The 25,860-nt window shown below is 43.1% G+C and carries 30 protein-coding genes and 3 tRNA genes; 17 read left to right on the forward strand and 16 right to left on the reverse strand.

What is annotated here, in order from left to right; translation table 11 throughout:
• Positions 1 to 25 precede the first annotated feature (25 nt).
• Together AB9H30_RS02575 and AB9H30_RS02580 are read left to right on the forward strand one after the other, a co-directional pair.
• Entirely contained in the window at positions 26 to 1,099 is a 1,074-nt protein-coding gene (locus AB9H30_RS02575) for a catalase family peroxidase (protein ID WP_371193060.1), read from the forward strand.
• Positions 1,100 to 1,133: 34 nt separating this feature from the next.
• The gene (locus AB9H30_RS02580; protein WP_371193061.1) at positions 1,134 to 1,688 is read left to right on the forward strand and encodes a cytochrome b; all 555 of its coding nucleotides are present in this window, start codon (positions 1,134 to 1,136) and stop codon (positions 1,686 to 1,688) included.
• A gap of 47 nt (positions 1,689 to 1,735) precedes the next feature.
• Here the strand turns inward: AB9H30_RS02580 and AB9H30_RS02585 are convergent, their stop codons facing one another.
• Positions 1,736 to 1,915, reverse strand: a complete 180-nt coding sequence (locus AB9H30_RS02585; protein WP_371193062.1) for a hypothetical protein — start codon at positions 1,913 to 1,915, stop codon at positions 1,736 to 1,738.
• 453 nt (positions 1,916 to 2,368) lie between these two features.
• On the opposite strand from AB9H30_RS02585, the gene AB9H30_RS02590 reads away from it, so the two are divergent.
• Positions 2,369 to 3,103, forward strand: coding sequence for a hypothetical protein (locus AB9H30_RS02590; RefSeq protein ID WP_371193063.1), 735 nt, complete (start codon positions 2,369 to 2,371; stop codon positions 3,101 to 3,103).
• 98 nt (positions 3,104 to 3,201) lie between these two features.
• On the opposite strand, the gene AB9H30_RS02595 is transcribed toward AB9H30_RS02590, so the two are convergent.
• Positions 3,202 to 4,026 (reverse strand): DUF6671 family protein, encoded by an 825-nt coding sequence (locus AB9H30_RS02595; protein ID WP_371193064.1) that lies wholly within the window; start codon positions 4,024 to 4,026, stop codon positions 3,202 to 3,204.
• A 182-nt stretch (positions 4,027 to 4,208) separates the two neighbouring features.
• Here AB9H30_RS02595 and AB9H30_RS02600 point away from each other — a divergent pair, with 182 nt between their 5' ends.
• The 13 genes from AB9H30_RS02600 (at position 4,209) to AB9H30_RS02660 (ending at position 13,180) form a co-directional block, all read left to right on the forward strand.
• Positions 4,209 to 5,030, forward strand: coding sequence for a chemotaxis protein (locus AB9H30_RS02600; protein WP_371193065.1), 822 nt, complete (start codon positions 4,209 to 4,211; stop codon positions 5,028 to 5,030).
• A gap of 197 nt (positions 5,031 to 5,227) precedes the next feature.
• Complete coding sequence (gene uvrY / locus AB9H30_RS02605; RefSeq protein ID WP_371193066.1) at positions 5,228 to 5,872, forward strand: UvrY/SirA/GacA family response regulator transcription factor; 645 nt, start codon at positions 5,228 to 5,230, stop codon at positions 5,870 to 5,872.
• A 6-nt stretch (positions 5,873 to 5,878) separates the two neighbouring features.
• The gene (uvrC, locus tag AB9H30_RS02610; protein ID WP_371193067.1) at positions 5,879 to 7,708 is read left to right on the forward strand and encodes an excinuclease ABC subunit UvrC; all 1,830 of its coding nucleotides are present in this window, start codon (positions 5,879 to 5,881) and stop codon (positions 7,706 to 7,708) included.
• Positions 7,709 to 7,765: 57 nt separating this feature from the next.
• The gene (gene pgsA, locus AB9H30_RS02615) at positions 7,766 to 8,329 is read left to right on the forward strand and encodes a CDP-diacylglycerol--glycerol-3-phosphate 3-phosphatidyltransferase (RefSeq protein ID WP_371193068.1); all 564 of its coding nucleotides are present in this window, start codon (positions 7,766 to 7,768) and stop codon (positions 8,327 to 8,329) included.
• 140 nt (positions 8,330 to 8,469) lie between these two features.
• A tRNA-Gly gene (locus tag AB9H30_RS02620) sits at positions 8,470 to 8,545 on the forward strand.
• Positions 8,546 to 8,614: 69 nt separating this feature from the next.
• Positions 8,615 to 8,688, forward strand: a tRNA-Cys gene (locus tag AB9H30_RS02625).
• Positions 8,689 to 8,705: 17 nt separating this feature from the next.
• Positions 8,706 to 8,792: transfer RNA gene (locus AB9H30_RS02630), tRNA-Leu, on the forward strand.
• A gap of 74 nt (positions 8,793 to 8,866) precedes the next feature.
• Positions 8,867 to 9,388 (forward strand): hypothetical protein, encoded by a 522-nt coding sequence (locus AB9H30_RS02635; protein WP_371193069.1) that lies wholly within the window; start codon positions 8,867 to 8,869, stop codon positions 9,386 to 9,388.
• 72 nt (positions 9,389 to 9,460) lie between these two features.
• Positions 9,461 to 10,330 (forward strand): sulfurtransferase, encoded by an 870-nt coding sequence (locus AB9H30_RS02640; protein ID WP_371193070.1) that lies wholly within the window; start codon positions 9,461 to 9,463, stop codon positions 10,328 to 10,330.
• A gap of 40 nt (positions 10,331 to 10,370) precedes the next feature.
• Positions 10,371 to 10,958: a LysE family translocator gene (locus AB9H30_RS02645; RefSeq protein WP_371193195.1), complete on the forward strand. Its 588-nt coding sequence runs from the start codon at positions 10,371 to 10,373 to the stop codon at positions 10,956 to 10,958.
• 56 nt (positions 10,959 to 11,014) lie between these two features.
• Positions 11,015 to 11,743, forward strand: coding sequence for a hypothetical protein (locus tag AB9H30_RS02650; RefSeq protein WP_371193071.1), 729 nt, complete (start codon positions 11,015 to 11,017; stop codon positions 11,741 to 11,743).
• Positions 11,736 to 12,512: a glucosaminidase domain-containing protein gene (locus AB9H30_RS02655; RefSeq protein WP_371193072.1), complete on the forward strand. Its 777-nt coding sequence runs from the start codon at positions 11,736 to 11,738 to the stop codon at positions 12,510 to 12,512. The genes AB9H30_RS02650 and AB9H30_RS02655 overlap by 8 nt, the downstream gene beginning before the upstream one ends.
• A 2-nt stretch (positions 12,513 to 12,514) precedes the next feature.
• Positions 12,515 to 13,180: a DUF2987 domain-containing protein gene (locus AB9H30_RS02660; protein WP_371193073.1), complete on the forward strand. Its 666-nt coding sequence runs from the start codon at positions 12,515 to 12,517 to the stop codon at positions 13,178 to 13,180.
• A 1-nt stretch (position 13,181) separates the two neighbouring features.
• On the opposite strand, the gene rssA is transcribed toward AB9H30_RS02660, so the two are convergent.
• From rssA to ccoN, 12 genes are all read right to left on the reverse strand, one after another.
• A complete protein-coding gene (rssA, locus tag AB9H30_RS02665; protein WP_371193074.1) occupies positions 13,182 to 14,102 on the reverse strand; it encodes a patatin-like phospholipase RssA in 921 nt (306 codons plus the stop codon).
• A gap of 22 nt (positions 14,103 to 14,124) precedes the next feature.
• Positions 14,125 to 15,018, reverse strand: a complete 894-nt coding sequence (gene ttcA / locus AB9H30_RS02670) for a tRNA 2-thiocytidine(32) synthetase TtcA (protein ID WP_371193075.1) — start codon at positions 15,016 to 15,018, stop codon at positions 14,125 to 14,127.
• A gap of 146 nt (positions 15,019 to 15,164) precedes the next feature.
• Positions 15,165 to 16,070 (reverse strand): universal stress protein UspE, encoded by a 906-nt coding sequence (uspE, locus tag AB9H30_RS02675; RefSeq protein ID WP_371193076.1) that lies wholly within the window; start codon positions 16,068 to 16,070, stop codon positions 15,165 to 15,167.
• A gap of 122 nt (positions 16,071 to 16,192) precedes the next feature.
• A complete protein-coding gene (gene fnr / locus AB9H30_RS02680; RefSeq protein WP_371193077.1) occupies positions 16,193 to 16,930 on the reverse strand; it encodes a fumarate/nitrate reduction transcriptional regulator Fnr in 738 nt (245 codons plus the stop codon).
• Between the two features lie 26 nt (positions 16,931 to 16,956).
• The gene (locus AB9H30_RS02685; protein ID WP_371193078.1) at positions 16,957 to 17,625 is read right to left on the reverse strand and encodes a sulfite exporter TauE/SafE family protein; all 669 of its coding nucleotides are present in this window, start codon (positions 17,623 to 17,625) and stop codon (positions 16,957 to 16,959) included.
• On the reverse strand, positions 17,618 to 17,884 hold the full coding sequence (ccoS, locus tag AB9H30_RS02690; protein WP_371193079.1) for a cbb3-type cytochrome oxidase assembly protein CcoS: 267 nt from the start codon (positions 17,882 to 17,884) through the stop codon (positions 17,618 to 17,620). Before ccoS ends, AB9H30_RS02685 begins: the two co-directional genes overlap by 8 nt.
• Before the next feature lie 7 nt (positions 17,885 to 17,891).
• Positions 17,892 to 20,342 carry a heavy metal translocating P-type ATPase gene (locus AB9H30_RS02695; RefSeq protein WP_371193080.1) on the reverse strand — a complete coding sequence of 817 codons (2,451 nt, stop codon included), beginning with the start codon at positions 20,340 to 20,342 and terminating at the stop codon, positions 17,892 to 17,894.
• Positions 20,342 to 20,833 carry a FixH family protein gene (locus AB9H30_RS02700; protein ID WP_371193081.1) on the reverse strand — a complete coding sequence of 164 codons (492 nt, stop codon included), beginning with the start codon at positions 20,831 to 20,833 and terminating at the stop codon, positions 20,342 to 20,344. Before AB9H30_RS02700 ends, AB9H30_RS02695 begins: the two co-directional genes overlap by 1 nt.
• Positions 20,834 to 20,969: 136 nt before the next feature.
• Positions 20,970 to 21,923, reverse strand: coding sequence for a cytochrome-c oxidase, cbb3-type subunit III (ccoP, locus tag AB9H30_RS02705; RefSeq protein ID WP_371193082.1), 954 nt, complete (start codon positions 21,921 to 21,923; stop codon positions 20,970 to 20,972).
• Between the two features lie 3 nt (positions 21,924 to 21,926).
• Positions 21,927 to 22,100 (reverse strand): cbb3-type cytochrome oxidase subunit 3, encoded by a 174-nt coding sequence (locus AB9H30_RS02710; protein ID WP_371193196.1) that lies wholly within the window; start codon positions 22,098 to 22,100, stop codon positions 21,927 to 21,929.
• Positions 22,100 to 22,705, reverse strand: coding sequence for a cytochrome-c oxidase, cbb3-type subunit II (ccoO, locus tag AB9H30_RS02715; protein WP_371193083.1), 606 nt, complete (start codon positions 22,703 to 22,705; stop codon positions 22,100 to 22,102). Before ccoO ends, AB9H30_RS02710 begins: the two co-directional genes overlap by 1 nt.
• Positions 22,705 to 24,147, reverse strand: a complete 1,443-nt coding sequence (gene ccoN, locus AB9H30_RS02720) for a cytochrome-c oxidase, cbb3-type subunit I (RefSeq protein ID WP_371193084.1) — start codon at positions 24,145 to 24,147, stop codon at positions 22,705 to 22,707. Before ccoN ends, ccoO begins: the two co-directional genes overlap by 1 nt.
• Before the next feature lie 213 nt (positions 24,148 to 24,360).
• Between ccoN and AB9H30_RS02725 the strand changes: the two genes are divergently transcribed.
• Positions 24,361 to 24,810 carry a hypothetical protein gene (locus AB9H30_RS02725; RefSeq protein ID WP_371193085.1) on the forward strand — a complete coding sequence of 150 codons (450 nt, stop codon included), beginning with the start codon at positions 24,361 to 24,363 and terminating at the stop codon, positions 24,808 to 24,810.
• 1 nt (position 24,811) lies between these two features.
• On the opposite strand, the gene bfr (AB9H30_RS02730) is transcribed toward AB9H30_RS02725, so the two are convergent.
• Complete coding sequence (gene bfr, locus AB9H30_RS02730) at positions 24,812 to 25,279, reverse strand: bacterioferritin (protein WP_371193086.1); 468 nt, start codon at positions 25,277 to 25,279, stop codon at positions 24,812 to 24,814.
• 2 nt (positions 25,280 to 25,281) lie between these two features.
• Positions 25,282 to 25,752: a bacterioferritin gene (gene bfr, locus AB9H30_RS02735; RefSeq protein ID WP_371193087.1), complete on the reverse strand. Its 471-nt coding sequence runs from the start codon at positions 25,750 to 25,752 to the stop codon at positions 25,282 to 25,284.
• Between the last annotated feature and the right edge of the window lie 108 nt (positions 25,753 to 25,860).

The following is a 25,860-nucleotide window of genomic DNA, read 5'->3' on the forward strand; positions in this document are numbered from 1 at the left end:
CACAAACAATAATGGGTTTTAATGCATGAAAAAGCGCCAAGAAAAAGCTGCGAATCTAAGGTTTAAAAGTAAAATTCCAGAAAAACAAGCGCGACTAATTGGCTTCATTATCGTGTTGCCCGTGTTCTTCTTTTTGTTCTATAAGATATTTGCTTATGTCGACCGAAACACTGTCTCTGCCCAGCAGTTTGTAGATTTACAACAGGGTAAGATTCCACACGCCGGCTTTAGGCGTGCCCATGCTAAGGGTAGTTGCATAACTGGGGTGTTTGAGTCTAATGGCGCATTAAGCACATACACTTCGGCAACAGTATTACAAACAGGTACACATCCGTTTGTAGGCAGGTTTTCAATTTCAGGAAACGATCCAAGCGCACCCGATTTGCAATCGCCCGTGCGCAGTTTGGCTTTGTCAATGAGCGACAGCGGCAACTCACAAAATTCTGAATGGCGAATGGCTATGAACACGCCTCCTGTTATGCCTGTAGCAACACCTGAGGCTTTCTATGCACAACTTACTGCTATGGCACCGGATCCTGAGACAAAGCAAGCTAATCCTCAAAGGATTCAACAGTTCTTCAAGGACCACCCAGAAACAAGTGCATTTTTAGATTGGAAACAAAGTTATGTGCCAAGTAACAGCTTCGCTGCTGAGACTTATCACAGCATTAATGCATTTTATTTGCTTAATAAAGAGGGCGATAAGCGGGCCTTTCGCTGGCGTCTTGAGCCCTCAAGCGCTGAGCAATTTCCAGAGTTAGATACTGCTAAGCCAGATGCTTTGCAGGCTCAGTTGATTGAGATTTTATCAACTGGCGACATTCGTTTTAACTTTTTGGTTACCCTTGCCGAGGCCACTGATGATGAAAATAACCCTACGATCTTATGGCCACCAGAAAGAACATCCATCAGTGCCGGCCAGATTGTGATTCAAAGGCATGCAGAGCAGGGCATGTGCCAAGACCGTAATTTTGACCCTCTAGTACTACCACAAGGCGTTGAGCCTTCCGCAGATCCAATACTAAGAGCACGATCTGCAGCCTATGCGGAGTCGTTTAGACGACGCGCGAGCGACGTGTTGTTTGAGGGGGGAAGATAATGAACTCAATTCACATTCTGAGGACGAGTAAAAGATGACCGAACGCAAAGCCATTAAATATTACCCGACTCGCAGCCGCTTGCTGCATTGGAGTATGGCGATATTGATCATCAGCATGCTATTGGTCGGTTTGTCTATGGTGAAAAGCCTAGCCGTTTGGCAACCTGTAGCTCTTAGCTTACATAAGTCTTTTGGTGTGTTGTTATTATTGCTGCTGGTTATCAGGCTGGTGAACAAATATTTAACGCCTCGACCTAGACTGCCGAAAAAAATGCCAGATTTACAAAAGAGGGTGGCAAGGCTTAGTCATTTCACACTCTACGCAGCAATGTTATTAATGCCGCTTTCCGGATGGCTAATGCAAAGCGCAGATGGTAGGTCAGTGAATGTGTTTGGTTGGTTTACCTTGCCGCAATTGCTTGATGCGAATATAAAGGCTTACGCAATCTTTAGAGAGCTTCATGCTTGGATAGCATGGTTATTAATTCTCACTATCGCGCTGCACGTGTTAGGTGCGCTTTACCATGGTTTAATTAGACAGGATCGTGTGCTGGCGTCAATGCTTTACAGCAAGAAACCAAAAGGCTGAAAATGCATGTGAGTGCTGATAGGTTTACTGTCAGCACCTAAATGATATTAAGCGTGTTTCTTTTCTAGTTTTGAACCATGAGGCTCTGTAGCCGCAATATCTACTAGTTTTTTTTGTTTAACAATGTCTGCCCCTAGTGAGCGCTCGACCGTTTTTCTACCTAAGTAGGCAACAGGCAAGTAGGGATGCTTGCGTTTGAAAAAATTTTTAAAAATATTTAGTTTCATAATAATTTACTGCGTATCCTTTATTGAGCTTACCTTTTGTATAAAAATACGCCTATTATATCTTGACGTCAAGATATAATTATTTACATGAGTCTCTGTACTGCTTCGAAATTACCCGAACGCTTTAACATTTCAAAAGCTTGTGCATGGCTACAAATTTAGTCCAACGCGTTTTTGTAGAATTCTACCCATTATTTTATGTCATAAATAATTAATAAAAGCTTCATATTAATGTCATAAATGTGTCATGATTACCGTAGTCAACTGAATCTTTTGCATGGCGATATTCATGCTAGCAGAAGCAAGTGATGGGTGGTCATTTTCAAAAAAGTCATTCTGCATTATTGGACATTCCCGATATATCTTAATGTTAGTTTGATAGCTCATGTAAGTAGCCAATGGTCTCTGGAGAAATAACTTAACTATGTTTGTTACACGTTTAGGGTCGCTCAATTGAAACTAATTTATCTTCTGGTTTTTTGTGTTCAGTCTTTACTAATAATTACTCACTTGCCAATTGCGCAGGCTAATATATCTGGGGTGATGGGACCAAACATCAATCCAAATGATCGTAGCATTCAGTTTAGAAGTGCAGTGACGCTCGCCGATGACAGCAGTCAACAAGATAACTGGGCATATCGCCTGCATTACCAACACGCTTTCAATGACACTTTTCGTGCCCGCATCGTCATGCAGTATCGCGACAGAAATAACTTTGAATATGACTTCTTTCGAACTGAACTGTTGTTTAACTTTAAAAAGGCATCTGCAAACGATAATTGGTCAAGTGCGCTGCGCTTTGATCTTAGAACCCGCCGTGGCAGCAGACCCGAGGAATTTGCTGTTAATTGGGGCAACCAATGGGATTTAAATGATGGCTATAGAATGCGCGCGACAATCATATTAGGAAAGCAAATCGGCGGCAGTCGTCAGCTAAACGGCATTACTGTGCAAACGCGAGCGAGTTTCAGTCGTAAACTAGAAAACGGTCTTAGAGTAGGCATGCAAATGTTAAATCAACACGGTGAAGCTGGACACTTTTCCTCATTCGATGAACAAGGACTATATTTAGGACCCGCTGTAAGCGGCAGTTTTGGTGACTTTAAGTATGAGTTTAGGTATTTAAAAGGTCTCTCTTCTGCAGTACGTGATCACAATGTATTTTTTAGAGTCACACGGAGCCTGTAGGTTTGTTACTTAAGGCATCGTTGAGCAATTTTGTAGCATTAAATAAACAGCGAGCCATTGTCTTATTTAGTTAATCTAAATTTAGCAGGCAAAAGAGCTCAAGGATTACAGCTCATACAATACATCATTGATGCGGTTTCAGGCGCGTTGCTGTCGTGTTCAATATGGCCACAATTGTCACATTTGACCTTTGCAGGTGCCAGTTTGCTGGTGTTCGAAGCGCAAAATTCACAGCGTAAATATTGCACTGATTCGGCATCATATTTTTTAACAAAATTGACGGCGTCGCATTTTGGGCAATGAGATTTTAGACATTCTATAAGGTTCCGCGCAGCCATTTCTATCGTTTGCTGGCGCGGTGGGCAGTTCATTGCTCTAAAGTCGGGCTCTATGGTGCATGGCCAGCGTTGTATTAATGGCAGTAGATCGCTAAATGCCAATCCTTTTTGCCAAGACTCATTTTGATAAAGCATCCATTTTTGTGCATGGCCAAAGCGCTCTATAAATGGCTGCATTTTTTCGCCTAACTCAACTTCATTTTTGGCATCCAGCGTTTGCAACCCAATAAACTGCTCGGCAAATCCAATTACTTCTAAATTAAGCTTAAGATCCACAAAAGCAAGTACTTCCTTGTTTACCGTTGCGCCTGTAATAAATGAGTTGAAACTGCCTTCACTGCCAATCCCTTGTGAGCTGCCGGTTAACTCGCAGGCTAAATATGCTTTCTTTAAGGCCGCTCCCACGGGAGATAGCGTGCGCTCAACGCGACGGTCGAATGTGCCTAAACTGTCGGTGTCAAAGCTATCGGTATGGATGATAGACGTGTTAAATTCTGATGCTAGTATAGGCTGCAGGATATCTTGTTTGCCATGCTTTGTGAGCAATGCAATGCGCGGCTGTATAGTGAAATGAGATGCAGTCATAACCGTGAGTGATCAATGTTGCTAAAAAATCTAAGCACATTATAAACGAAGTAGTTAGAAAAACAGTCAATTCTGCAAAAAGCTCGATAAGAATATCGTAAAAACAGAATGTACTGATGCGCTCAAAAGCTTTAGGCTTGTGTAACTTTTTTATGCAGTATTCATCTACAAGAAGAATAAAAATGAAAAATGCTTATTTGACACACCTAGCCATTATTCCTAGAACATGGGCATGCTCAGTATTGTTAACATTTGTTTTGATTAGCCATCCTGTATGGGCAAAAGATAGCAGTCATGGCGTGAGTCAGGCCTTGACCTTAAAAAACATGCATCTGTCTCTTATGCAGCTCAGCCAAACAATCGAAGCCAGAATCGATAAAATGAAGCTAATTGCAAAGAGCATTGCTAACGATACACATATTCAAGCATGGGTAAACGATGATTTTCCTGAGGACCAAGTAAATCTGTTAGTTGAAAAACTTGGTTTTTATGTCAAAGAGTATGACCTTACCAGCGCTTCGTTTGCCGATAAAAAATCGCATAAATATTGGAATCACGAAGGTTTTTTGAGAGTGCTGCAAACAGGCATCGACACTTGGTATTTTGCTTATCTTAAAAGTATGCAGCAAGATTTGATCAGTGTTTATCACGATCAGAATAAAAAGCGGGTAGATGTTTACGTCAATTATCAACAGCTAAACGGCAATGGCTTATCAGGAATAGCTACCTCCTTTGATGGCGTGGTTGAAATGCTAAACACCTCTGAGTTTGCTAAGCAGGGGGATGTCTATTTAGTGGATAGTAGCGGAAAGGTTCAGGTCCATGCTAACAGCGCCATAGCCGGTAGTGTCAATATTAACACTTTGTTCGGCGAGCAGGCCGTTTCAAAAGTCATGCATGAACAGCAAACTAGCTTTATTGAAACATCTGAACAAATGTTTCTAGGTGCCAGCTATATTCCAAGTATGGGATGGTATGTTGTGGTGAGTATAAAACAACCATAAGTGTAGGTGTATTATCGGGCACTCATGCCTCGCAACAATACGTTTGCGCAATCATCAAGCAAAAACGTACACGGATAAATGCAATGCAAAGGCTACTGAAAAAACTGTTTTAAAAAAAATACAGATGTAAGATACTATTTGAGCGCAGGGCAATTGCCTGCTCGGTATGTGAAACAATAATTAGGCTGGTTTACGACATGATCAAGATATTAGTAGTGGATGACCATGAGCTCGTAAGGACGGGAATAAGTCGAATACTCAACGACGTAAAAGACTTTTCGGTGGTAGCAGAGGTAGGTTGTGGCGAAGATGCCGTTGCCTATTGTAGAAAGCATACGCCAGATATAGTGCTAATGGACATTGGTATGCCCGGTATTGGTGGCTTAGAAGCAACAAAGAAAGTATTAAGAGTATGCGACGGAACAAGAGTCATTTGTCTGTCAATGCACAAAGAAAATCCACTTCCCGCAAAAATTATGCAGGCAGGCGCATATGGGTTTTTAACTAAAGACGCTGACTATAGTGAAATGATTAATGCAATTTACAAGGTGTCTAGTGGTCAAAAGTACATCTCTCCCGAAATTGCTCAAAAAATTGCCATCGGTGCCCTCGATTTAAATCAAAGTAATCCTTTTGAGGCCCTTACTGAGCGAGAGCTTGAAATAACACTGATGATTACTCGTGGAGTGAAGGTTACAGAAATTGCACGGACACTCAGTCTAAGTGCGAAAACCGTAAATACCTATCGATACCGTACGTTTCATAAGCTGGGGATTGAGTCAGACGTTGAGTTAACTCATTTAGCGTTGCGCCACGATCTTATACAAACCGCGAATTTATAGCGACTGATGAGTGAACAGCTTAACAACTTCGATTCTAAGCAATTTTTAAAAAGTGTATCGCAGCAACCAGGCGTATACCGCATGTACAATATTGCCAAGGACGTTATTTACGTAGGTAAGGCAAAAAATTTAAAAAAACGCTTAAACAGCTATTTTAGAGCCACCGTAGACAGCACTAAAACGCAGTCTCTGGTGGCTCACATCGCACATATTGATGTCACCTTGGTAAGCAGCGAGACCGAAGCTTTTCTGCTTGAAAATAATTATATTAAAAAATACCGACCTCGATATAACGTGGTGCTGAGAGACGACAAGTCCTACCCCTTTATTTTCCTATCTGAGCACAAACATCCAAAATTAGGGTTTCACCGCGGTACAAAAAAAGCCAAGGGCGAATACTTTGGACCTTATCCAAGTGCTTGGTCGGTGCGTGAAAGCTTACGCTCTATGCAACGCCTGTTTCCTATTCGTCAGTGCGATGACAGCTACTATCGCAATCGCACCAGACCATGTTTGCAATATCAACTTGAACGATGCTCGGCGCCTTGTGTCGAGGGCTATGTATCAAATGAAGAATATGCTGAACAGGTTCGCTTAGCGGTAATGTTTTTAAAAGGTAAAAACTCAGAAGTGATTCAGAGCTTGGTTAGCAAAATGGAAATGGCGAGCCAAGATTTAAATTTTGAGGCCGCTGCACGCTATCGTGACCAAATTAGTGCGCTTCGTAAAGTCCAAGAGCAGCAGTTAATTAGAGGTACGCAGCAAGAAATGGATGTGTTTGGGTTTTCGTTTAAGCACGGTATTGCCTGCGTTTATGGCATGTTTGTAAGAGATAACCAGCTGTTAGGGAGTAAGTCGTTTTTTCCTAAAATACCAAAAGGTGCGACTAGTGAAGAGATTTTCGAGTCTTTTCTACTGCAGTTTTATCTAGCAGGGAATAAACTCATTCCAAAGCAAATAGTCGTGCCTTTTAGGTTTAATGAGATGCCAGACGTGGAAAACGTCCTTTCAATTGAATCGGGCCGTAAAATAGCGTTTTATGAAGGCGTGCGAGATGAAAAACGTAAATACTTAAAGTTAGCTAACACCAACGCCGAAAATGCCTTAGAAACGCAACAAAATCAGCAAAAATCGATGTTTGCTCGCTTTAGTGATTTGGAAAAACTACTCAGCACTGACAACCCTATTAAGCGGATGGAGTGTTTTGATATATCACATACCTCTGGCCAACAAACAGTAGCCTCTTGTGTGGTATTTGATCGAAATGGCCCCTTGAAAAGCGATTATCGAACTTTCAACATCGAGGGGATTACGCCTGGTGACGACTATGCTGCGATGGCGCAAGCCCTTAAGCGCAGGTACAAAAAACCATCCGATGATGCAAAACTGCCAGACTTATTATTGATTGATGGCGGCAAGGGACAGCTGTCACAAGCCGAGCAACACTTTGCAGATTGGCCCCCTGAATACACGCCGTTGATTGTTGGTGTGGCAAAAGGCACCACGCGTAAACCGGGCTTAGAGACGCTTATTATGGCGGATACGCATGAAACTATTCCTGTACAGCCTGACGCGCCTGGCTTGCATCTTGTGCAGCATATACGTGACGAATCACACCGTTTCGCAATAACCGGGCATCGGGCACGTCGTCAAAAAGTAAAGAATCAATCTGTACTGCAAGAGATACCAGGGGTAGGGGCTAAGCGCCGCCAAGCCTTGTTAAAATATACTGGCGGCTTACAGGGTTTGAAAAAAGCCAGTAAAGAAGAAATCGCGAAAGTGCCCGGCATAAGTGAAGATTTAGCCGATACTATCTATGATTATTTACACGCTTAAGTGGAGGATCTGATATCATTGTAACCGTCGTAATAAAAAACGAAAAAGACTTATACAATGTGGACAATACCTAACATCATCACTCTGCTAAGAGTGGTGTTAATACCTGTTTTTGTGACCATTTACTTTTTAGATTGGAAATGGGCACATGAGGCCGGTGCCTTCGTATTTTGGCTAGCTGCTATTACTGATTGGTTTGATGGCTATTTAGCACGTAAACTCAAACAGTCTAGCGCCTTTGGGGCATTTCTTGATCCTGTTGCCGACAAGTTGATTGTCGCCGCTGCATTACTGATGATCACCCATACATACGCTACTTTGTGGATAACCGTCCCAGCAATCGTTTTGCTCATGCGTGAAATCTTTGTATCGGCCCTGCGCGAATGGATGAGCGAGCAGGGCGCATCTGATGCGGTAAAAGTTAGTTTTTTAGGTAAAGCAAAAACCATGGCGCAGATGCTGGCCTTGATTGGTCTGCTTTCAGGCTTAGAAGTATTCATGGGCGTGACCATATATTGGGTGACACTGGGTTATATTTTGCTGTGGTTTGCCGCTGCACTGTCACTTTGGTCAATGATGGCTTATGCCGTTGCAGGATATCGCGCGCTCAAGGACGCATAGTTTAACGCTGCTGTACGATTTTTTAGCATACCGTTTGGTTTTTAGGCGAAGTGCTTAAAAATTAGCTAAGTAGCTTATTTTCAGCAGATTTGTAGTTGACACACGTTGTTTTGCAGGTAGAATGCACCACGCATTTCAGAGCGGGAATAGCTCAGTTGGTAGAGCGCGACCTTGCCAAGGTCGAGGTCGCGAGTTCGAATCTCGTTTCCCGCTCCAATTCTTTCTTATAAGAATGTTTTGAAATGTTTTGCTTTTCCAAGTTTGAACAAACGTTGAGCAAATTAAGGCGGAATGGCAGAATGGCTATGCAGCGGATTGCAAATCCGTGGATCTCGGTTCGACTCCGGGTTCCGCCTCCAATCCGCATTAAATCAGTGCCCGGGTGGTGAAATTGGTAGACACAAGGGATTTAAAATCCCTCGCTCGTAAGAGTGTGCCGGTTCAAGTCCGGCCCCGGGCACCATTCTCTTTATATCTTAGTATATCTTCTACAAGTTTCATTCATAAATTTCTGAAAGCACGTTGAAAAGGCTAACGATGAAACTATTCGCTTCGATTATTTTATGTTTGATACTCAGTGCCTGCAGCTCGCAAGCTCGTATTCATAAAAATTTCGCCAACATTGACTATGAAAGGATATTATTGCCTCACATTAAAGGCGATACTGCAAACTACGTTTATAAAAAGTTTATAGATGAATTTGAAGCTCATCCAAACCTCAAAATAATAGGACACGACCGTATTTTAGCGGTCTCGATTAAGCTTGGTTTGGGCTCAAATATACAGGGCGCTTCTTTTTCAACATTGCAGGCAATTGCGAAGGAGCTGGATGCTGAGGCTATTGTGCTGGGAAATGTTAAGTCAGGGGCAATGTCAATTTCGAGTAGCCTGCAAATCTATTCAAACATTGACTTAGAGTTAATAGATATAAAGAGCGCTAAAGTCGTTACCAGTGCTTCAGTCGATGAAGAAATGACCCTTAGAGAACGAGGCTCTAGTTTAAAGTCGGCTACAGAGAATATTATCCGTCAATATCAAACGATTTTTGCTCAGCTGTAAAGACAATAACTCCCTTGATTAAGCGCAAGAAACTGGATAACGTGACCCCAGTATAAACATTAAGGAAAGTGCATGCTTGCATCCGAAATCTCGGTTACTCAGCTGGTATCAGAGATACATCATCCTGCTTTGCGTATCTTGTATACGACTTCTAACCATGCAGCGGCGTCTAAGCCACAAAGCGTGATTCAACAGCCCTCGGCGTTTATCCCAGGCTCACAATTATTCGATTTTAAAGATGTTATCGTTGATAAACATTCAGATTTGACTAACACCATGCCGTGCAAAGAAGTGTTTGAGCAAGAGGTTCGGCGTTTGGGAATTAATGTTGATACCGATATCGTCGTCTACGATGACATTGGAAACTTTTGTGCGTCAAGGGTTTGGTTCATGTTTAAAAGCATGGGACACGATTCTATTAAAGTTTTATCAGGCGGCTTAGGAGAGTGGCTCTCGACAGGCGCTAGCACCCAAGATGGTTTGTCAAATGCGACTGCACTGGGCAATTTCAAGGCACATCCAAATCCTCATTATCAATTTGTCGATAAAGACTTTATAGCTGGTCAGATAGCCTGCGTTGATAAACCGCAGTTACCATTATTTGATGCGCGCAGTGCCCCTCGATTTAGCGGCGCAGTCCCCGAGCAAGACCCTCGCCTGCGTAGCGGTCATATTTTTAATTCTGGCAATATCCATTACCAGCGCCTGCAAGAAAAAAATGGTGCGTATTTGCCAATTCAACAGATTAAAGAGATTTTTCAAGACGCTACGCCCGATGACATGAAGCATGCGGCAATGGCTTTTACCTGCGGCAGTGGGGTTACCGCATGTATTTTAGCGCAAGCTGCTGACGCAGTCGGATATTCGCCTTTATATGTTTACGACGGGTCTTGGTCAGAGTGGGGAAAATGTGAAGAGCTACCAATGAGCACTGGAGAATAAATTGGGTATCGATTTTACCGTTTGGCTAAGCATTGCGGTGATGCACGCCTTTGCTGTGGCCAGTCCTGGGCCTGATTTTGCGGTCGTAATGAAGCAAAGCCTTCAGCAGGGCCGTAAAATAGGCATTATAACTAGCTTAGGGGTTGGCTCAGCGATTTTACTGCATGTTGCTTATTCCATATTGGGCGTAAGTTTGCTGATTAAGGCAACACCTTGGATTTACAATGCCTTAATCTATGCTGCTGCCTTGTACTTAGTGTGGATGGGAATAGGGGGCTTGCGCAGTGGCGCTACTAGTGGAAAAGACTCCGCAATCAAGGATGTAAGCGCGCAAAGTGCTGTAAGAGCGTTTATCGTAGGATTTATTACTAATGGCCTTAACCCCAAAGCAACCCTCTTTTTCTTTACCCTTTATACCTTAGCAATACCCGCAGAATCGACTTTAGTGGCTAAGAGCATATATGGGGTATATTTAGCGCTCGCCACAGGCTGTTGGTTTGTGTTGGTCAGTGTATTGGTAAGTCACCAGCGTGTACGCCGCGCTTACGTCTCGCATGGCTACATTTTTGATCGTGTAATGGGCGCAGTCTTGATTGTTATGGCAATTATATTAGTGGTCACTCAATAATTGGTGTTAACATTGACCGTAGGTTATTTTATAGATTTGCTTACATTTAGGTGATAATGAAAGACGACGCTCATATTAAGCGCATGCTCGCAAAAGAGTACAATTTTGATGTAAAAAATGTCTTATCGCGGGCGCGTGAGCTAAGTGCAAACAACAATTGGATTTTGGTCCAAGGTATATTGGCCTTGGTCGGTATGGCTTTAGTTCTCGGCTTTATATTCATTCAAACCTTCAATATTACTACGCCTGAAGATCTGCAGTTAGTGTCTAACACACAAAATGTGCTGGCCAGTTTAGTCATCAATGTAGTGTTGGCGCCGGTATTTGCGGGTATCGCCATGTTGGCCATTTCAACAGTGAGAGGCGTGGTAGCTAAACCAATAAATGTGTTCGCTTACGTCAGCTATATATTGCCACTAGGTGTAGCGTCCTTGTTAATCTCCATTGCCACTGATATCGGCATGATGCCGTTTGTCCTGCCTGCTTTTTACGTGTTTATGGCGACCACCTTTACTTTGCCTCTAATTGTGGATAAACAGCTCACGCCGTTTTCAGCTATTTTTTTGTCAATACGAATGACGAATGCCTATTTATTTCAAATGAGCATTATTTTTCTCATATTTTTAGCGCTGTTTGTGGGGGTTGTGCTCACCTTTGGTTTTGCCTTGATTTGGGTTGGTCCGTATTTTTATAATGTCAAAGCGGTGCTCTACACTGAACTTTTTTGTTCTGCGGAGTCAACAGAACAATCTCAGCCTAAAGATACAGGAGTGTTTGATGCATAAATTAAAGATTATCTCTGCGGCAAGCTTTTGTTTGCTGCTCCTCATTTCACTGATCATTTATTTACAGCCTAAACCTTCGCTGGTTGCCGATATCCCTCAAGTTGAAAATGCCACAGAGCCTGTTCCAGACTTTAAACAATTCGATGATGTCACTGAAAAAAAACAGGCCTTCTTTGATTATCTTAGGCCTGCCGTAGATGCCCAAAATGAATATATTCTGCGAGTGCGTAACTATTTACAGGGACTTCGGGCAAAGCTAGTAGCGCAAGAGCCACTCAGCGATGACCAGCAGGCTGAAATCGATTGGTTGGTAGAAGAGTATCGCGTTGATACAGATCAAGCATCACTAGCGATTTTAGATACACTGTTACGCAGAATTGATATTATCCCCGCTGAACTAGTATTAGTACAAAGCGCTAATGAATCTGCATGGGGAACAAGCCGCTTTGCCGTAGAGGGATACAACTTCTTTGGTATGTGGTGCTTTGTTGAAGACTGCGGCTTTGTTCCAAGACGTCGGAATGAAGGCGCCATTCATGAAGTTGCAAAATACGACGATTTGTCGAGTGCGATGTATTCATATATGCGAAACCTTAATCGGCATCCAGCCTATACTGAGCTGCGCGCTATTCGGGCGAGATTACGTAACAACCAACAAGAAATAACAGCCATAAAGCTTGCTGAGGGTTTGAGTCGCTACTCTGAACGTGGCGAAGAATATATTTTAGAGCTTCAGCAAATGATAAGAATTAACGAGGAGCTAATTTAAACGTGACGTTTACACATACCAGCAGACTATTTAAGGCATTGAGCATCAGCGCGGTGCTCTTGTGCACGGGAAATAGTGCAGTCTTTGCAGACGAAATAGAAGTGTCTTATAAGACCTTTCATAGCCATGTGCGTAAGCTAGAAAACGATGACACGCAAGCCCTGCGTTTTGCATTTGGGTTTACGCATATCCAAAGCGGTAAACTTTGCCAAATCAATTCTGCACGTATAAGCACTCAAAAACAGCAAATACCGCTAGAAATATCTAGCGAAAATCGCTTTACCATTCCATCAGAGAAGGCCCTTCGCTTAGCGGATGCCATGATTTATATTGATGTAAGCGAACCAAGCAACCAATGCGATATATCTGTGCAGCTTGAGACTAAACCAGAGTACAACAAACGTTATTATAGTTTTGAAGAGCTCGTATTTATTAAAGAGCAGTACGAAGCGTTTTTTAATGAAATGGGAAGTTTCTTATCTTTTATGATGCCGACGGTTAAAGGCCTAGTAGTTCAGTTTGAGGACCAAAGCTACACTAGCACCATGGAAAATGGATATACAATCACGCAGGGGACCTTAACCTTAAATGAAGCGTTTTTTGAGGCTGGCAAGCCTATCAATTTACCCATTGAACCGTTACGCATAACCGCGCTAGCTACTAATTAAACTAAGTATTCTTAGCATCATCATTTTTTATATTAAGCTGGTAAGCAATTTGTTCTGCCAGCCTTTGTACGCTTCTTTCACCTCTATCGGCAAGTTCTTTTGCGCGATGAAACTCTAAAAGACCTACGTCACCTAACTGAGGCTCAATCAGTACATCGGGTGGATCGCCTGCAAGCCTTGAGCGAGTAACTCTCGCTTGCAGTATCTCCAATGAGCTGCTCATTACACCCATTATTCCTGGCGCAGCCATTTTGTTAGCTTTGGGCGCGGGAGAAAACCACTGCTTCATAAAACCACTAGAGCCCTTACTAATTAATTCATCGGTTTTCTTTTGCGATGCAATGTGTTCCTTTTCTGATTTTTCGATTAGCTGCGGTCGAAAATCAGCACTCAAATTCACTGCGATCACAAAGTCAGCGCCCAATTGTCTGCATTGGTTCACCGGCACAGGATTCACTACTGCACCATCGACCAACCAGCGACCATGATGTTCGATAGGCGGAAACAGTGCCGGGATAGCGCAGGAGGCCTGGATTGCTTCGCTTATACTGCCTTTATTAAAAGCGACTTCTTTACCTGAGTAGAGATCGGTTGCGACAGCGGTAAAAGGTTTGTCCATTAGCTCAAAGGTTTGCGCACAAAATTCTTCACGATGCTTTTCAAACACCTTTTGACCGCTGGCTAAGCCTCCACGCCGAAAGCCTACGCCGAGCAAGCCGAAAACTTGCCATTCAGTTAATGTGTTTGCCCATGTTTCAAGCTCTGTGAGTTTGCCACTTGCATAAGCCGAACCTACATATGCGCCGATAGAGCAGCCGGCCACCACATCAATTTTGACGCCAATGTCTTCTAAGGCTTTGATAATACCTATGTGCGCCCAACCACGAGCGGCACCGGCGCCTAACGCTAAGCCAATCTTCACAACAACTCCTTATTTGATGGATTTATTTTAGTTCAATAATAGTGGCGCTGGGCTCGTCCACTGAGAAATACTTTGGAACGTCGACTTTATCAAATGCGATATCACCTTCTCCAGACAATATGGTGTTGGTATCAAGACTTTTAAAGTCAAACTGCTGATGATCTAGCATATGAGATGGCACGATATTCTGCATGGCGCTGAACATTGATTCAATGCGCCCTGGAAAGCGCTTCTGCCAGTCTTGCAGCATCATTTTAATATTTTTGCGCTGTAAGTTTTCTTGTGAACCACATAAGTTACAAGGAATAATCGGAAATGCCATGTTTTGTGAATAGCGCTCAATGTCGACCTCTTTGCAATATGCGAGCGGTCTTATAACCATATGCTCGCCGTTATCACTTAACAGTTTTGGCGGCATCGACTTTATTTTTCCGCCATAGAACATATTTAAAAATAAGGTTTCAATCATATCATCACGGTGATGGCCCAAAGCAATTTTGGTGGCTCCAAGAGTTTTAGAGGTCTTATATAAAATGCCTCTGCGCAGCCGCGAGCAAAGTGAGCAGGTTGTTTTGCCTTCAGGGACTTTGTCTAATACGATGGAGTAGGTGTCCTCTTCCACTATTTCAAAATCTACGCCTAGTTCACTTAAATAATTAGGCAAAATGTGCTCCGGGAAGCCCGGTTGCTTTTGGTCTAAATTGACCGCAATAATCGAAAACTGAATGGGAGCAATACGCTGCAGATAAAGCAGTATGTCGAGCATAGTGTAACTGTCTTTGCCGCCTGACAAGCAAACCATGATGCGGTCACCGTCTTCAATCATATTGAAATCGGCGATGGCTTTGCCCACTTCACGACGAAGCCGCTTTTGCAGTTTATTAAAATTGTATGTAGCTTTTGGCTTAACTGACATAGTCTGTGCTTTATCCGTATTAAAAACATTGAGTAAAATGAAAACGCCGCAAGTATACGAAATTTGCGGCGTTTTTTCATCTACTGCATGCGTGAATATTGCGCGCAAATCGATAGAAAGCTAGTCAGCGTGGTCAAATATCCAATTCATTGAACCTGCGGCTTTATCACTAGCGTGTCACAGTTGACTCTATCTATAATATGTTCCGCAGTATTGCCTAACAGGGCTGCTGAAATTCCTCTGCGGCCAACTGAACCCAAAACTAGTAACTCTGCATCGAGCTTATCACAAAGGCCGGGCACAACATCTTCAGGTAAGCCTTCGCTAACATGTATATTTTGATCTGGTAATTTGTGCAGTTTGGCAATTGCCTTCACTTCTTTCTCATGTTTTGCTTGGATATCAAGGTTGTATGCCTGAGCGTTAAAACTTGGTACCTCTATCGCAACATGCATAGGTGCGCCGGCAAAAGTGTTGGCTAAATGTAAGCTACCCTTTACCAGTTGTGATAAATCTGCGCTGATCTGAGTGACTCGCTCACTTAATAGATTATGCACTTTGTCATTTGTATCTATGCTGATAGCAGCCACTATGTTGCCGTTTTCAGGCCAGTCGTGGTTTTTAACCATCAATACATTCATGGGGCTGAAGCGCAGCAGATGCCAATCATTCGGAGTAAATATTTTTTGAGCGATTTTATTGTGTTCTTTGCAACTTTTTACAATTAAATCACAGTGTTCGTGAGTTGCGGTATCAATGATCCCGCGATATAGCGATTTATGCCAAACTGATTTAATCTCTACATTCACCGCCCCACATTTGTTTATATACTGATTCATGGCCTTAACTTGACCATTCATCAATGCGGCCTTCATATCCACGCGTTGGTCAGTGCTCAGAAAGTTCGTCATATCGTAGGTTTCATCATAAATACAGCTGACTAACAGAATATTTGCATGCAGTTTATTGGCTAGGAAACAGGCTCTGTCAAAAGCCGGTTGAACATCATGATAGGGGTCAAATACCACTAAAATTCGTGAACAGTTAAACATATGTGCTCTCCACTGATGGTTATAGCTCTAGGGTTTGTTGATCTTAGTATAAAACACAATAAAAAAGGTGGTCAGCATCTGCATGCCGCCACCTTGTGTTAGATCAATGAAGGGTTAAAAAGTTAATTAGATGCCGAAAAAGACATTTCACTTTCAGGCATACGCTGCCTGACACCATCAAAATCCACTATGCTAATGAGTTTGCCATCTACTTTAATTAAACCCTCTTTTTGAAAGCGGGTGAGCAAGCGACTTATAGTTTCGACGGTTAAACCCAAATAATTGCCAATTTCGTTACGGGTCATCGATAGATTAAACTGTTTGGCTGAGTAACCGCGTTCGTCAAAGCGTTTCGATAAATCGTTAATGAAATGCAACAAGCGCTCTTCAGCGCTGCGTTTACTTAACAGCATCATCAGATCATGGTCGTGTTTGATTTCAGCACTCATGAAACGCATGATTTGTTTACGTAATGCAGGGTAACGCTCAGATACTGCGTCTAATGTGTCGTAGGGCAATTCACACACCATCGCCGTTTCAAGAGCTTGGGAGTAGCTTTGATGCATATTGTCTTTTAAAGCATCAAAACCGATAATGTCGCCGGGAAAATGAAAGCCCGTAATTTGTTCAACGCCGTCTTTATCACTAATGTATGACTTAAATGAGCCAGAACGCACTGCATATAGGGAATGAAAGACCTGACCAGCTTTGACAAGTTTGTCGTGCTTATGAAGAGGGCGCTTACGTTCGATAATATCGTCAAGGCTTTCTAATTCAGTCTTGCTTAGACTTACCGGTAAACAAAGGTGGCTAAAACTGCAACTTTGGCAGTGGATGGAGAGCTCGGCACTATTGCCCATCGCTACACTCCTTATAAATATTTAGATCATGTTATACCTTGAATTATTGGCAAAATCAAAACAAATGCGAAAAGAATTAGACTAATGGCTATAATATTTCTCGTTAACTTATGTTGCAGTAATGGCACTAAAAAGCTGGCTCCCAGGCTTGTAGCAATCAGCGCTGGAAAGGTGCCTAGTCCAAATAGCAGCATAAACAACGCACCGTTTAATGCGCTTCCCGAAGCTAATGACCAAGTTAATGCGGTGTAAACTAGCCCACAGGGAAGCCAGCCCCAAACCATGCCGTAAGCGAGGGCATAGCCCGGATGTTTAAAAGGTAACAGCTTTTTTGACAGTGGCTGTATTTTACGCCACAGATGACCGCCGATCCGCTCAAAATACGACAAACCTTTCCACCAGTTACTAATATAAAGAGCTAGAAGAATCAAAAACGACGCACTGACCAAGGTTAGAATAGGTAAAGTCGTAGTCATACTGCTACTGGCGATAGCCCCTAGATAACCTGTGAATGCGCCAGCCACGCTATAGGACAAAATCCGGCCGACATTGTAGGCAACAATATAGAAACTCGGTGATGCTTGTTTAGGGATTGCAAACGTAAATGCGCTTGCTATGCCTCCGCACATGCCGATGCAATGAACACCGCCAGCTAAGCCCATCAAAAATGCTGATAGCAGGCCAATTTCAGTCATTTGACTCAGTAGACTTGAGGGTATTCTGTTTTTGGGGTTTTGCTGCTATGTCTGCTCCGCTGGAGGCTTGGCCTTGCTCTGGCTCTGCTTTTACAGCCACATCAACATCAGATTTTTTAATGTCGTCATCAAATAAGATGCTGTAGCCCTGACGTTCTAGATCGTCAAATTGATTGGATTTTACCGCCCAAAAAAACACTCCAATTGCAATAGATACAATAATGATGGCCAGTGGGATTAAAACAAATATGATACTCATCGCAGTATTATCGCATTAAACGAGTGGAATTATATACCACTATTATTGAACTTAAGGACATCCCTAAAGCTGCCTGCCAAGGAGTTAATACGCCCATAACGGCAAATGGTAACACTGATATGTTATAGCCGAGCGCCCACGCAATGTTCTGTTTGATTTTTCGTTTAGTCCGCGCTGCCATCGTCAGCACGTCATTAAGCGCGGTTAACTTGGTATTGAGCAAGACAATATCGGCGGCATTCTTGGCTAAATCAGATGCATTGCCTACCGCAATAGATACGTCAGCGGCGGCCAATACAGGTGCATCATTAATGCCGTCACCAAGCATTATCATCGACTTACCTAGTGCCTGTTGCTGTTTAATATAGGCGAGTTTCGCTTCGGGTGGACAGGCGCCAATGGCATTGGGAATATTGAGCTGCTCTGCAATATGACTGACATTCACCTGTGCATCACCACTTAGAATACTCAAATTGAACTGTTTAATGTTAGCTAATACTTGTTTCACGTCGTCTTTTATTGTGTCAGTAAGCCAAAAGGCCGCAACAACTTGATGCTCGATAGCCAGCAACACATTCGCGCCCTCCCATTCAGACGTATCTTGTTGACCAGTTTGGCTCAGTACAAACTTTTTAGACCCTATATAACATTGATGAGCGTTGACTGTAGCCGATATTCCTTTGCCAATTTCTATCTGATACTGCTCGATATTGAAACCAAACTCAGCAAAGGGTTCGGTAAATGCTTTAGCTATTGGATGCTCCGAGCGAGTTTCTAAAAAACTGGCTAAAGCCAATAAGTAATTATGAGGGGGATTGTTAGACTTACCTTCGCCACCTAGCGGCGGATTGATGCGCTTAGGCGAAGTGGAGAGCCACTGTTGGCTAATAGAAAATGCGCCTTGTGTAAGGGTGCCTGTTTTATCAAACACAATATCGGTGGCATGCGTGACTTGTTCTAGCGCGTCGGAGCGTTTTAGCAATATTCCTAATTTATTAAGTTTTGCCATTGCACAGGTCAAAGCAGATGGGGTGGCTAATCCTAAGGCACATGGACAAGTCGCAATCAATACTGAAATCGTAATCCAAAATGCATGCGGGTCGTTTTGTGACCACCAATACCAATAGGTTAGGGCGCTTACTAGCAGCACTACACTAACAAAATATCGAGACAGTTTATCGGCGATAAGGGCAATTTTGGGCTTACTGCCCATGGCCGCTTCTTGTAAACGCAGTATTTGATTCATCATCGCGTATTTGAGACTGCTTGTGACCTCAATAGTAATACTGCCCTGTTGATTCACAGAGCCGGCAAACACTTTATCGTTTGCGCGCTTACGTACTGGCTCAAATTCGCCAGTCAGCATAGACTCGTCGGCAGTTGAACTGCCCTCTAATACGATCCCATCAATCGGGATAGATTCGCCGGCCTTGACCAACACTTTATCGCCGGTAGCTAGTTGTTTTGCTAATACGGTGACCCATTCGGAGTTTTCCCAGCGCGCGGCTGTTACCGGAATTAGTTTTAACATATTTGACGATATTTCTGAGGCTCGATGGCGCGCACGATGCTCCAAATAGCGACTGATCAGTAAGAAAAATACAAACATGCAGATTGATTCGAAATACACTTCACCGGTATTTTTATTGACCGCTAATACTCCGGCTATATAAGTAGCAACAATGGCAATGGTAATCGGAACGTCCATGTTCACGCCTTTCGCCATAAGGGCTTTGATGGCGCTCACATAAAAAATACTGCCGGAGTACAGCACAACGGGGGTGGTTAACAGGAGGCTGACCGCATTAAAATAAGCAATGGCTTCGGGGTCGATATTACCAAAAATATCAAAGTATTGGCCCATGGCCAACATCATTACTTGCATCGTCATTATGCCCGCGAGGCCTAACTTTTTTAAGTATGCTTTTTGTTCTTTTTTAAACGATGCTTCATGATTATCAGCCTGAAATGGCAGTGACTCGTAACCAATGGACTTCATTTTGCCTAAGATGCCCGAGAGTTTTAGTTCGTCATTATTCCAGGTTACTAGCGCTCTGCGTGAAGACACATTAACCGAAACTTGTTTGAGCCCTTTTACTTTAGCGAGCTGCTTTTCAATTAGCCAACCACAAGCAGCACAGGTTATCCCTTCAACAGTGAGTTGAATTTGCTTATCTTTACCTTGATCAAAAACAAATTCTTCCTGTAACTCAGGCTCGTCATAGACCGCTAACTTAGCCATTGTATTGTCAAGCGCAGCATCGCCTCGCGCCGCCGGTTCGGTCCTAAATTCATAGTAACTTTCTAGACCGTTGTCGACAATAGCCGCAGCCACAGCCTGGCAACCAGGGCAACACATATAGTGAGTTTGTCCAACGATGGCAACAGGATACTTTGTACCCTCAATATTTGGCAAACCGCAGTGAAAGCAGCCGCCTTCTGCAATAATTATACTCATTATGGTTCGAAACGAAATGCCTTAGCTTGGGGTAGATTTACGCGGTCCTGTACTTTCCATTCTTCATTCATTGGCATGAGGCGAAGACGCCACTTACCGTCGATCGGATTATTCGCATTACTGCGATAAATACCATTCGCATCGCGAGTAAGCAATACATCAAAATCGCGGTCTTCTATCGTAACGTGAAAGAAGTCTAACTTTAATGCTTCACCGGTTTTAGGAGCACCGCTGACAAATTCAAGCTCTATATTTCCTTGCTGCACGCTAAGGAGGGTAGAGATGCCCATTTCTCGGGCTAAATCGATCTTGTCTAATCGGGCATTGATCGCCTTACCTTCTTTGTAATAATCGTCCACTACCAAGCTATTAGTGCCATCGGTCGCAAAACGGATAACAAAGCTGCCAACAATAATAGATGACAAGGGTATTGCGATTAAGAACCAAGGCCAGAATTGCTTATACCAAGGTTGAGTGTCTTTTTCTTGCATGATTAGCCTAATTAAACCTGTTTAATTACTCCTTTCGGAGTGTATGAATTTACACAAAAAAGCCTCGCGAAACGAGGCCTTTTATCAACGAATTTACTTGCCTATTGCCAGTACAATTCGCGAATCTTTTATCGCATTATTCCTGCGACAGACTATACACGTATGCGGCAACAACGTGTACCTTGTCTTCGCCAAGGGTTTCGTCAAATGCGGGCATGACACCGTTACGCCCATACACTAAGGTTTCGGTTACGGCTCGGGTGCTGCCGCCATAAAGCCAGATATTATCAGTAAGGTTAGGGGCACCAAGCATTTGATTCCCTTTACCGTCCATACCGTGACAAGCTGCGCAAACCACAAAGCGCGCCTTTCCGGCCGTGGCGAGGCTTTGCTCAACATCTCTGCCGCTGAGGCTTAAGGTGTAAGCCACTACTTCATCAATGCCTTTTTCGCCAAAGCTATCTATCCAGCCAGGCATCGCGCCAATACGCCCTTTTATTAGGGTTTCTTTAATTTTAGCGCCCGTGCCACCATACAACCAGTCGTTGTCGGTGAGATTAGGGAAACCGCCGCGTTGACCGCGCGCATCAGAGCCGTGGCACTGTGCACAGTTTTGGATAAACAGACGCTTACCAACTTGCAGTGCTTCGTTGTCTTTTGCCAATTCCTCGATGGGAACGGCAGCATAAGCAGCAAAAATTGGGTCGAATAATTCTTCTGCAATTTTAATCTGCGTTGCGTACTCGTTTAAACGACCCTCATCAATATCTTCGCGCAGGGCTTGCCTAGACTCTTCTAAAGAGAGCACGTGCAGGTTCGCACTTTCCCAACCTAACAAACCTTTAAAACCACCTAAACCGGGATAAGCAATTAAGTACAACACGCCCCATACCATGGTTAAATAAAATAAGATGGTCCACCAACGTGGCAACTGATTGTTGATTTCCTCAATGCCATCAAAATCATGACCCATTGATTTGCCTTCTTCGACACCTGTATTATTTGCAAGTGTCCAGCGCATTAATAAGTAACAACCTAATATTGTTCCTAATGTAATTACGCTAATCCATATTGTCCAAAACATAGTCATCAGCTATGACTCCTGATTTTTCTTTGTTGACTGGTGTTTATCTTCGTCTGCGAAGGGCAGGTTAGCGGCTTCATCAAAATTGCTTTTGTTACGGCTGCTAAAGGCCCAGATAATTACGCCAACAAAGGAAACGAATACGATGACAGTAAATATGCTGCCAATTGTGCCTTGATCCATCATTGTAGATGCGTCCCAAGTGATTGAAGATATGCAATGAGCGCTTCCATTTCGGTTTTACCCTCAACAGCTGCTTTTGCGCCGGCTATATCTTCTTCGGTATACGGGACACCTAACATCTTATTTACTTCAAGCTTCTTAGCGGTATGTTCACCGGTCAGAATATTGGTTTCTAGCCATGGATAGCCAGGCATATTCGATTCAGGCACCACATTACGTGGGTTGATTAAATGTACCCGATGCCATTCGTCCGAATATCGTTCACCTACTCTTGCCAAGTCAGGACCGGTGCGCTTAGAGCCCCACAAGAACGGACGTTCCCAAACTGATTCTCCTGATACAGAATAGTGACCGTAGCGTTCAGTTTCTGATCTGAAAGGGCGAATCATTTGACTATGGCAGCCAACGCAACCTTCACGGATGTAGATGTCTCTGCCTTCCATTTCTAATGCAGTGTAGGGGCGTAAGCCCTTCACAGGCTCAAGCACACTTTGTTGAAACATCAGCGGAAGAATCTGTGCCATTGCACCAAAGCTAATGGCAACTAGAATCAGGATAGTTAATAGTCCGACGTTTTTCTCTATGAGTTCATGTGGATTCTTCATTACGCCGCTCCTAATGCTTTAGTATTTGCAGAGCTTTCAACTGCCTCTGTTTTACCACGAATAGTCATCCAGCAGTTATAAGCCATGATAAGCATACCCGCTACAACAAACAGACCACCAATAAAGCGAACCACGTAGAAGGGTTTAGACGCTTCTAAAGATTCTACGAAAGAATAGGCAAGGGTGCCGTCAGCATTGATTGCTCTCCACATAAGACCTTGTAATACGCCTGATATCCACATAGCGACAATATATAAGACCACGCCAATGGTCGCTAACCAGAAGTGCACGTTAATCAAACGAGTGCTATACATTTTGGCTTGATCAAAGAGTATCGGTACCAAGTGATAGATAGATCCTATAGACACCATCGCAACCCAGCCTAATGCACCAGAATGAACATGACCTACGGTCCAGTCGGTGTAATGAGATAGAGCGTTAACGGTTTTGATGGCCATCATCGGTCCTTCGAAGGTGGACATACCGTAGAAGCTCAAAGAAACAATCAAGAAACGAAGAATCGGGTCAGTACGCAGTTTATGCCAAGCGCCAGAGAGGGTCATGATACCGTTGATCATTCCGCCCCAAGAAGGCACAAATAGTATAACCGACATCACCATACCTAGTGACTGTGTCCAATCTGGTAGCGCTGTGTAATGTAGGTGGTGAGGACCGGCCCATATATAAAGCGATACTAGTGCCCAAAAATGGACAATCGATAAGCGATAAGAGTAAACGGGACGCCCGGCTTGCTTAGGAACGAAGTAGTACATCATGCCCAAGAAGCCCGCGGTGAGGAAGAAGCCTACAGCGTTGTGGCCGTACCACCACTGCATCATCGCATCTACCGCACCTGCGTATATCGAATACGACTTAAACATGCTCACGGGAACCGCCATACTATTACCAATATGCAATACCGCTACGGTAAGCATAAAAGCGCCTAAAAACCAGTTCGCAACGTAGATATGAGACGTTTTCCGAATAACTAATGTACCGAAAAAGTTTATGCAATATGCCACCCAAACCAAGGTAATCAAAATATCAATTGGCCATTCTAACTCAGCATACTCTTTGGACGAGGTAAGACCGAGTGGAAGCGTAATAACGGCTGAAAGAATAACCGCCTGCCAACCCCAGAATGTGAATGCGGCGAGTTTGTCGCTAAACAATCTAACCTGACATGTTCTTTGAACGATGTAGTAGGATGTGGCAAATAACGCACAGCCACCAAACGCAAAAATTACCGCGTTAGTGTGCAGTGGGCGAAGACGAGAATAAGTGAGCCATGGAATGTCAAAATTTAATGCGGGTGCAAATAGCTGTGCAGCTAATAAAACACCCACTGACATACCAATAATGCCCCATATAACCGTCATGATGGTAAACTGCCTGACAACTTTGTAGTTGTAATCAGGTTGAACTTGGCTTGTTTCGCTCATAACTAAAATTTCCGTGTATAGAAATAAAATGGAACTGAATAAAACGAGTGTTGAATTACTTTTATTTCTCACGTCCTAGTTGAGTGGGGCGCTCAAGAAAAGTAAACTTGGCACTAGTCGAAAAGAATCATAAAGTACTTAAATACAAAAAGATACCATATACAACTAAGGTTTGATCTTGGTCAATAAAGGAAAGTTTACGGTTAATAAATTGTGAAAAAATCATTCCCATTATTCCGATTTATACTTACGATTTTACTGCTGTGCGCAGTGATTTTTGGTGTTTATTTGTCAAATGTAAGCAGTTCGTTAACAGCTTCAGGTAATTGTGACTTAACAAGCGATGCTTGTGCACCGCTGGTGTTTAATCAAACAGTGCGAGTAAATTTTGAACAGCCGCCGGTTGCCGAAGAAGAGCTATTCCTACAGTTTAGTCAAAATGATGGCCTGAGTATTCAGAATGTCTGGATAGAGGGGGTCAATATGTATATGGGGAAAACCCCAGTGCTGTTCGAAGATCCATCTCAAACTGGGCGTGCCGTAACATTTTTGGGAAGTTGTAATTTGTCAGAAATGCAGTGGGCGCTTTATGCCAACATAAAAAACAACGCCACTTCAGAAGTGGCGTTAGTAAAATTTACTTTTAGTACTTATCAGGACTAATTTACATTTGCGACTGCAGGTAATTGGGTAGACCCAACCGCTTGATGAGGCCAAGCTGTTGCTCTAACCAATGCGCGTGGTCCATTTCCGTATCGTCTAGTAAGATAAGCAACATGTCGCGCGTCACGTAGTCATGTTCAATTTCGCAAATAGCAATGACTTCTTTTAGCTTTGCTGCAACCTCATACTCAACACGCAAGTCACTTTCTAACATATCAGGGACTTCTGAGCCGATTAATAAGCCTGTGCGTGTCTGCATATCTGGCGTGCCGCCCAAGAACAACATGCGTTCAATCAGTTTGGTAGCATGACCTTTCTCATCGTCAAATTCATGACTGATGCGGTCAAACAGTTTGCTTAAGCCCCAGTCCGCGTACATTTGAGAGTGCACAAAATACTGGTCCATAGCCGCTAATTCATATCCTAATAAGGTGTTTAAGCCTGCAATTACGTTCTCTTTACCTTGCATATCTAATCCTCCAACTGGGCTTGTAAGTAGTTTTCTAAGCCCATCTGTTCAATTTGTAATAACTGAGTTTCAAGCCAATCGAGATACTCTTCTTCGTCGTCGAGAAGCTTAGTTAATAAGTCGCGGCTAACGTAATCCTGATGTTGCTCACAGAGCGCAATCGCTATTTTTAGCTGCGGGATTTGTGCATGTTGAAACTTCATGTCGCATTTCAAGCATTCGGGTGTATCTTCGCCAATGTAAAGTTTGCCAAGGGCCTGTAGATTCGGTAAGCCCTCTAAAAATAAGATACGTTCAATCAACTTATCTGCTTGTTTCATATCAACAATCGACTTTTTATATGCTGCGTCGTTCAGCTTTGATAAGCCCCAATTTTTATGCATGCGAGCGTGCAAAAAATACTGATTAATAGATGTTAACTCAACGGTTAGCATCTCGTTTAAGGCTTTTAATACAGGTAATGCGCCTTGCATGTAGATCCCCTAAGAATGAATATTTGGCAAGTTTAGCAATACCTTTCTGAAAAAGCAAAAAACATCATATAATTCAGTCATTTAATAAATGTAATCATTCTCATTTAG

The organism is Glaciecola sp. SC05, assembly GCF_041380235.1.
GTDB lineage: Bacteria > Pseudomonadota > Gammaproteobacteria > Enterobacterales > Alteromonadaceae > Glaciecola.

What these genes read in the sequence shown, in the direction of transcription:
- AB9H30_RS02600 (WP_371193065.1), top strand. Translation starts at nt 4,209, where the DNA reads ATGAAAAATGCTTATTTGACACACCTAGCCATTATTCCTAGAACATGG.
- AB9H30_RS02580 (WP_371193061.1), top strand. Translation starts at nt 1,134, where the DNA reads ATGACCGAACGCAAAGCCATTAAATATTACCCGACTCGCAGCCGCTTG.
- AB9H30_RS02710 (WP_371193196.1), bottom strand. Translation starts at nt 22,100, where the DNA reads ATGGATCAAGGCACAATTGGCAGCATATTTACTGTCATCGTATTCGTT.
- AB9H30_RS02585 (WP_371193062.1), bottom strand. Translation starts at nt 1,915, where the DNA reads ATGAAACTAAATATTTTTAAAAATTTTTTCAAACGCAAGCATCCCTAC.
- AB9H30_RS02695 (WP_371193080.1), bottom strand. Translation starts at nt 20,342, where the DNA reads ATGAGTATAATTATTGCAGAAGGCGGCTGCTTTCACTGCGGTTTGCCA.
- AB9H30_RS02635 (WP_371193069.1), top strand. Translation starts at nt 8,867, where the DNA reads ATGAAACTATTCGCTTCGATTATTTTATGTTTGATACTCAGTGCCTGC.
- AB9H30_RS02655 (WP_371193072.1), top strand. Translation starts at nt 11,736, where the DNA reads ATGCATAAATTAAAGATTATCTCTGCGGCAAGCTTTTGTTTGCTGCTC.
- ccoP (WP_371193082.1), bottom strand. Translation starts at nt 21,923, where the DNA reads ATGACTATGTTTTGGACAATATGGATTAGCGTAATTACATTAGGAACA.
- bfr (WP_371193087.1), bottom strand. Translation starts at nt 25,752, where the DNA reads ATGCAAGGCGCATTACCTGTATTAAAAGCCTTAAACGAGATGCTAACC.
- uspE (WP_371193076.1), bottom strand. Translation starts at nt 16,070, where the DNA reads ATGTTTAACTGTTCACGAATTTTAGTGGTATTTGACCCCTATCATGAT.
- uvrC (WP_371193067.1), top strand. Translation starts at nt 5,879, where the DNA reads ATGAGTGAACAGCTTAACAACTTCGATTCTAAGCAATTTTTAAAAAGT.
- ccoN (WP_371193084.1), bottom strand. Translation starts at nt 24,147, where the DNA reads ATGAGCGAAACAAGCCAAGTTCAACCTGATTACAACTACAAAGTTGTC.
- AB9H30_RS02650 (WP_371193071.1), top strand. Translation starts at nt 11,015, where the DNA reads ATGAAAGACGACGCTCATATTAAGCGCATGCTCGCAAAAGAGTACAAT.
- AB9H30_RS02645 (WP_371193195.1), top strand. Translation starts at nt 10,371, where the DNA reads ATGCACGCCTTTGCTGTGGCCAGTCCTGGGCCTGATTTTGCGGTCGTA.
- ccoO (WP_371193083.1), bottom strand. Translation starts at nt 22,705, where the DNA reads ATGAAGAATCCACATGAACTCATAGAGAAAAACGTCGGACTATTAACT.
- AB9H30_RS02575 (WP_371193060.1), top strand. Translation starts at nt 26, where the DNA reads ATGAAAAAGCGCCAAGAAAAAGCTGCGAATCTAAGGTTTAAAAGTAAA.
- ttcA (WP_371193075.1), bottom strand. Translation starts at nt 15,018, where the DNA reads ATGTCAGTTAAGCCAAAAGCTACATACAATTTTAATAAACTGCAAAAG.
- ccoS (WP_371193079.1), bottom strand. Translation starts at nt 17,884, where the DNA reads ATGAGTATCATATTTGTTTTAATCCCACTGGCCATCATTATTGTATCT.
- AB9H30_RS02700 (WP_371193081.1), bottom strand. Translation starts at nt 20,833, where the DNA reads ATGCAAGAAAAAGACACTCAACCTTGGTATAAGCAATTCTGGCCTTGG.
- AB9H30_RS02595 (WP_371193064.1), bottom strand. Translation starts at nt 4,026, where the DNA reads ATGACTGCATCTCATTTCACTATACAGCCGCGCATTGCATTGCTCACA.
- pgsA (WP_371193068.1), top strand. Translation starts at nt 7,766, where the DNA reads ATGTGGACAATACCTAACATCATCACTCTGCTAAGAGTGGTGTTAATA.
- bfr (WP_371193086.1), bottom strand. Translation starts at nt 25,279, where the DNA reads ATGCAAGGTAAAGAGAACGTAATTGCAGGCTTAAACACCTTATTAGGA.
- AB9H30_RS02685 (WP_371193078.1), bottom strand. Translation starts at nt 17,625, where the DNA reads ATGACTGAAATTGGCCTGCTATCAGCATTTTTGATGGGCTTAGCTGGC.
- fnr (WP_371193077.1), bottom strand. Translation starts at nt 16,930, where the DNA reads ATGGGCAATAGTGCCGAGCTCTCCATCCACTGCCAAAGTTGCAGTTTT.
- AB9H30_RS02640 (WP_371193070.1), top strand. Translation starts at nt 9,461, where the DNA reads ATGCTTGCATCCGAAATCTCGGTTACTCAGCTGGTATCAGAGATACAT.
- uvrY (WP_371193066.1), top strand. Translation starts at nt 5,228, where the DNA reads ATGATCAAGATATTAGTAGTGGATGACCATGAGCTCGTAAGGACGGGA.